The sequence below is a fragment of the Lysinibacillus sp. CNPSo 3705 genome (assembly GCF_028674935.1).
Taxonomy (GTDB): domain Bacteria; phylum Bacillota; class Bacilli; order Bacillales_A; family Planococcaceae; genus Lysinibacillus.
Genome location: NZ_JAQZSD010000125.1, coordinates 1 through 4,556, shown reverse-complemented (window position 1 = coordinate 4,556; position 4,556 = coordinate 1). Strand labels below are relative to the sequence as shown.

Annotated in this window: 4 protein-coding genes and 1 pseudogene; 2 read left to right on the top strand and 3 right to left on the bottom strand. The window is 36.5% G+C overall.

Going from position 1 to position 4,556, the window contains the following annotated elements; translation table 11 throughout:
- Positions 1–283: 283 nt before the first annotated feature.
- From PVA17_RS24365 to PVA17_RS24355, 3 genes are all read right to left on the bottom strand, one after another.
- Positions 284–598: a hypothetical protein gene (locus PVA17_RS24365; RefSeq protein WP_132364870.1), complete on the bottom strand. Its 315-nt coding sequence runs from the start codon at positions 596–598 to the stop codon at positions 284–286.
- A gap of 241 nt (positions 599–839) precedes the next feature.
- Positions 840–1,394: an SLOG family protein gene (locus PVA17_RS24360; RefSeq protein WP_274069275.1), complete on the bottom strand. Its 555-nt coding sequence runs from the start codon at positions 1,392–1,394 to the stop codon at positions 840–842.
- A 207-nt stretch (positions 1,395–1,601) separates the two neighbouring features.
- Positions 1,602–2,777 carry a DUF418 domain-containing protein gene (locus tag PVA17_RS24355; RefSeq protein WP_274069274.1) on the bottom strand — a complete coding sequence of 392 codons (1,176 nt, stop codon included), beginning with the start codon at positions 2,775–2,777 and terminating at the stop codon, positions 1,602–1,604.
- Positions 2,778–2,880: 103 nt separating this feature from the next.
- Here PVA17_RS24355 and PVA17_RS24350 point away from each other — a divergent pair, with 103 nt between their 5' ends.
- Together PVA17_RS24350 and PVA17_RS24345 are read left to right on the top strand one after the other, a co-directional pair.
- Positions 2,881–3,582, top strand: a complete 702-nt coding sequence (locus PVA17_RS24350) for a response regulator transcription factor (RefSeq protein WP_274069273.1) — start codon at positions 2,881–2,883, stop codon at positions 3,580–3,582.
- Positions 3,579–4,556: pseudogene (locus tag PVA17_RS24345) on the top strand (sensor histidine kinase); the annotation flags it as partial. The gene PVA17_RS24350 and the pseudogene PVA17_RS24345, both read left to right, overlap by 4 nt.

Below are 4,556 nucleotides of genomic sequence, written 5' to 3'. Positions count from 1 at the left end.
CATTAATTCTTTTATTATAAAGGAAAGCGTGACTAAAATAATAGTATGATACATTGCGTTGTTTGGAGAAGCATCGCTCGACTCCTGCGGGAAAGCGAGCGGAATGCTTCGGAAAACAACAGTAGAGTCACAGTGCCAAATGAAAAAAGCGAGGTATTCTACAATTTAATTGTTGAATACCTCGCAATGTGAGAAGATATAGATTTTTTCAGTGCCCTCTTTTTTACGGACATAAAAGTGGGTTGCTATGTAAGAAACAACCCACTTTAATAATATGGAATTTTTATATTATTTTTACATAAAAATCTTTACCGTTTATAATCTCGGTCAGTTCAACGTTATGATTTGTTTTATAGTAATGATAAATACTACGCGCTAACCCAGAGTGTCCATTTAAATATGTTCCTTTTTTAATCTCTCTGCGTGGATTATGGAAGTCGAAATACAAGCGAGAATCGTGGCACATTGCATTTAAAATTGCTTTAAACTCTTGTTCTTCAATATGAATTCCGCGTGTATATTTGCACTCCCTGCGGTACGTATCATGAGAAACATTCACCGGCGACGACTCAAGAACCATTTCGATTTTTTTACTCAAATGTTAGCAGCTCCTTTTCGGAAATTAGCACTAAAGGGTAGAAAAAGACGTGAATTTATAAAAAAGAAGTAACTATAGCTAATACTTATCATCTAAAGTTAGAGATGATATTTTTTTATATAAGTGGATTGAAGCGGCTCATCGAACGCCCCCTGGAAAGAGCCCAGTCGGAACGGAGATCAACCACGCGCTATTATTAGTTTAAGTATATAATTATCGGAAAATTATAGCAATATTTTCCCTACCAATCTTGTTGCTGCATTTCTTCAGCTACTATTTGTAAATCATAAGCGGTAATCATCAAAAGTATATAGTCATGTGTTTCCATATATTTTTCTGCTAGACGTTTCATATATTTCGGGGAGCCTTCATTTTCTTCATCGTAAATAAGCAGCAGACCATCTGTATTTTGAATAATGAATTTGTCTTTTTCGATAAATTGCCATGGAGCCTCGTATTGTTTTTTCGTTACACTCGTTACAAAGTCTGCTTGAGCTATTAATGCTTGATATTTCTCTTTTTTATGTTCTTGCCAATTTTTTTCTTGCTCTAAAAAAGGAGTGATAACAGAATATTTTAAATGAGGAAATTCCTTTCTTAACATAAGAACAACCTCAGCTGCCCATGTTTCTACACCTTGCTGGCCACTAATAATTACCCATTCTAAACCTTCATCGATCAATATACGCAGACGGTTTTCGAGTGCTTTTTTTATAATGGCAATGCCGGGGTGCTTGTCATTAAAAATGCCCAATTCATGTGGTCTATAGCCAGTAATAATAATTCGCTGTAGCAAAAAAACGCCTCCTAAGCTGTATAGTATGTGTAGTCATAGTATACAGTAGGGGGCGAACGAAAACGAATTGCAAGATATTGTTGTATAAGTTGTTCCCAAGTGCAAAGTTGATTGTTATATTAAAAAGCAAATAGTGTTAAAACGGCAGCTACAGCAGTACAGATTCCTAAGAACCACCATGTATCTGTAAAGTCCTCTTTGGAGTCACTATTCATGTAAAGTACTTCCTTTCTGTTTTATTTTAATCTGTCCGTTCCAAGACCAATTCGTCCATACACGCAGTACAGATTCAAATGGTCCACGTTTAAATTTCTTGAAATAGGCGAGGCTGAAAACACATTGCAAGCTGTACACGACGATTCCAAATAAAATACCGCCAAACACGCCTAACTTGCCGTATAAGCCTAGACCATATCCATAAAATACTGTTGTACAAATAATAGTTTGCATTAGATAATTAGTTAATGATAGTTTACCAACACTCTCAAAGGCAGGAGCGAGACGTTGTACTGGGCGAGTTTTATATATTAGAGCGGCAAGGCAGACATAGCCAATTGCTAATAATTCAGATCCACCTATTAACAGCATACCGGAAAAATTGCTTTCTATAATAAAACTCAAACTCTTTAAAGCTAGCCCAATTGGAACAAGCAGAGCGCCGAGCTTATACCATTTCTTTTCATCTTCCATATTCACAAAAGCTTGCTTTTTAGCAAGCCCCATGCCGAAAAGGGTCAATGCAGAAGTATACATTGGTGCAAGGAACACTAATAAGACAAAGACTAATCCTGCATCATCCATACCCGGAGGTACATCATTTGCACGGAAATTAAAAATGTCTAAGTAGCTCCCGTTAGCGTATACATTGTCGGCTTTTTCTACATAGGTTGCTAACTCTTGCTGTTCTTTTTTCGTTTCTTCTGTGGAACCAAATGATAAGCTAGTAATAAGTACTAAGAAGATACCAGCCCAAATGAATAAAGTTTTCGGTTTACGATTAATAAATGGAATTAAAAACAATATCATCATCCCGTAGGAAAATAAAATATCGCCATCCCATAAAAATGTTGAATGTAGTAAACCTAAAGCAATTAGCCCTGTTGCGCGGCGTAAAATGGACCATCGACTCTTATCTTTTTTTCTACGAATAGACTCTATAAGCTTAATAAGAGAGAAGCCAAATAAAATGGTGAAGATCGGCATAAATGATCCCTCTATAAAGATTTTTACAAAATACCACGCTCCATTATCGAGGAGGGATAGATCTTTTGGTTCATCTTTGCCATACATGCCAAACTGGAAAATCAATAAATTCGCCATTAAGATGCCGAATAAGCTAAAACCACGCATTGTATCAATAAAAGTAACACGGTTAGTTGTCATTGCGTTTTATCTCCTTAATTGGTTATCTTATACATATTGTAGTGGAGAAAGCTTATCGTGAAATGATGGCTACCTTAAAGTATTCTTAAAAGAAGGTGATAGCATGCAAGACGCATCAATTTTAGTATTAGAGGACGAACGTGCAATTGCAGAAATGATTGAAATTATCTTAAGAAAAGAAGGATTTTTAAACATTACACTTTGCGACACTGTTCAAGAAGCAAAAAGAAAAATTGAAACGAAGGTTTTTGATTTCTATCTATTAGATATTATGCTTCCTGATGGAAGTGGGCTCGATATGGCGAATATGATTCGTGAGCATAGTGAAGCGCCTATCTTCTTTTTAACGGCAAAAGGTAGTGATGCAGATAAGCTTCGCGGTTTTATGAACGGTGCAGACGATTATATTACGAAGCCATTTAATCCACTTGAGCTTGTTGCGAGGGTGAAGGTTCAGCTTACCAGATATATGAAGAAAAAAGATGCTCCGAGTAGTCATTTATTTTCATGTAGTCGATTTACATTCGATATCGATGCAGCTGAGGTGACTGTAAATGGTACAAAAGAAATTATTAGCGGACGATTATTTTACTTATTGAAGTATTTATGTGAAAACGTAGGGCAAGTATTATCGAAGGAGCAAATTTATGAGCGTGTATGGGGTGACTGTTTGTTTGATGATAATACTGTGATGGTTCATATTCGAAAACTGCGAGAAAAAATAGAAGAGAATCCGGGTAAACCAACTTGCATTATTACTGTAAGGGGGATTGGTTATAAACTGGTTGGAGATGTTCATTCATGAAGCCAGCTAGAAGATTAACACTTCGTTTTGTGTCTTATTTCATCATTTTTTATTTACTAATCATTACTGGCTTTATTATAAGTTTGGTGTCTTTTGCATACTTTATTAATCATCATGTCGGTGACGATATTCATATAATGAGTGTCTCTGAGATTAAAGATGATGCTGTCGTAGAAAAAGGGAAATCTATTAAGATTGCCGATTACTTAGCGAAGCGAGCTGAGGAGAACTTGGGGCAATTGTATTTGTTCAATCAATCGATGGACATTGTTGATTACACGGGAGATACATGTGAATTATGTAGTATGACAGATAACGAAATAATGACTCTTAAACGGCCAGGGATGCACACGTGGGAGATTCCTAAATACCATTTGTTATTCCTTCCGGCTTTACCTGTCCAACCGCTTTTTGAGGAAGTAGTTCGAGATTGGAAGGATAAAGGGGAGATTTCTTCAGAACTGCGCCAACGTTTGCAGGATAAGAAGGCATCTGTTGAAATTTATAATGGGCAGTGGGATCGGGTAGAAGTCATTGGTGAACGTCATAAGAAGCTCCATAAGCCTCAATTGTTGGAAGAGAATTACGATATTTTTGAGTATAAAGAGCTGTCGAGAAATACTGCTTTAGAGGATGGCTCGACACTAGTTGTACGTATGCCGAATCCAGCGTACAAACCATTTGACGAGCCTTTTAATAAAGCGATGGTGTTATTTGTTTCCGTCTTCTTTGGGGGACATATTATCTTGTTAATAGGGATCATCTTTTTATCGATTAGCATTTCTCGTCAATTTGTCCGTCCACTCGTTTATGTATTATCTCGTATCGAGCGACTGACGCAGTTTGACTACAGTAAAGTAAGAGATAAAAATATCCATCATCGAAAGACAGGAAAATTAAAAAGGAAATTTAAATTATTCCAGCCAGTTGATGAATCTCTCAATCACTTATCGGAACGTCTTGACTCTAATGAA

Coding starts and splice junctions, on each gene's coding strand:
- PVA17_RS24355 (WP_274069274.1), bottom strand. CDS start 2,777: ATGACAACTAACCGTGTTACTTTTATTGATACAATGCGTGGTTTTAGC.
- PVA17_RS24350 (WP_274069273.1), top strand. CDS start 2,881: ATGCAAGACGCATCAATTTTAGTATTAGAGGACGAACGTGCAATTGCA.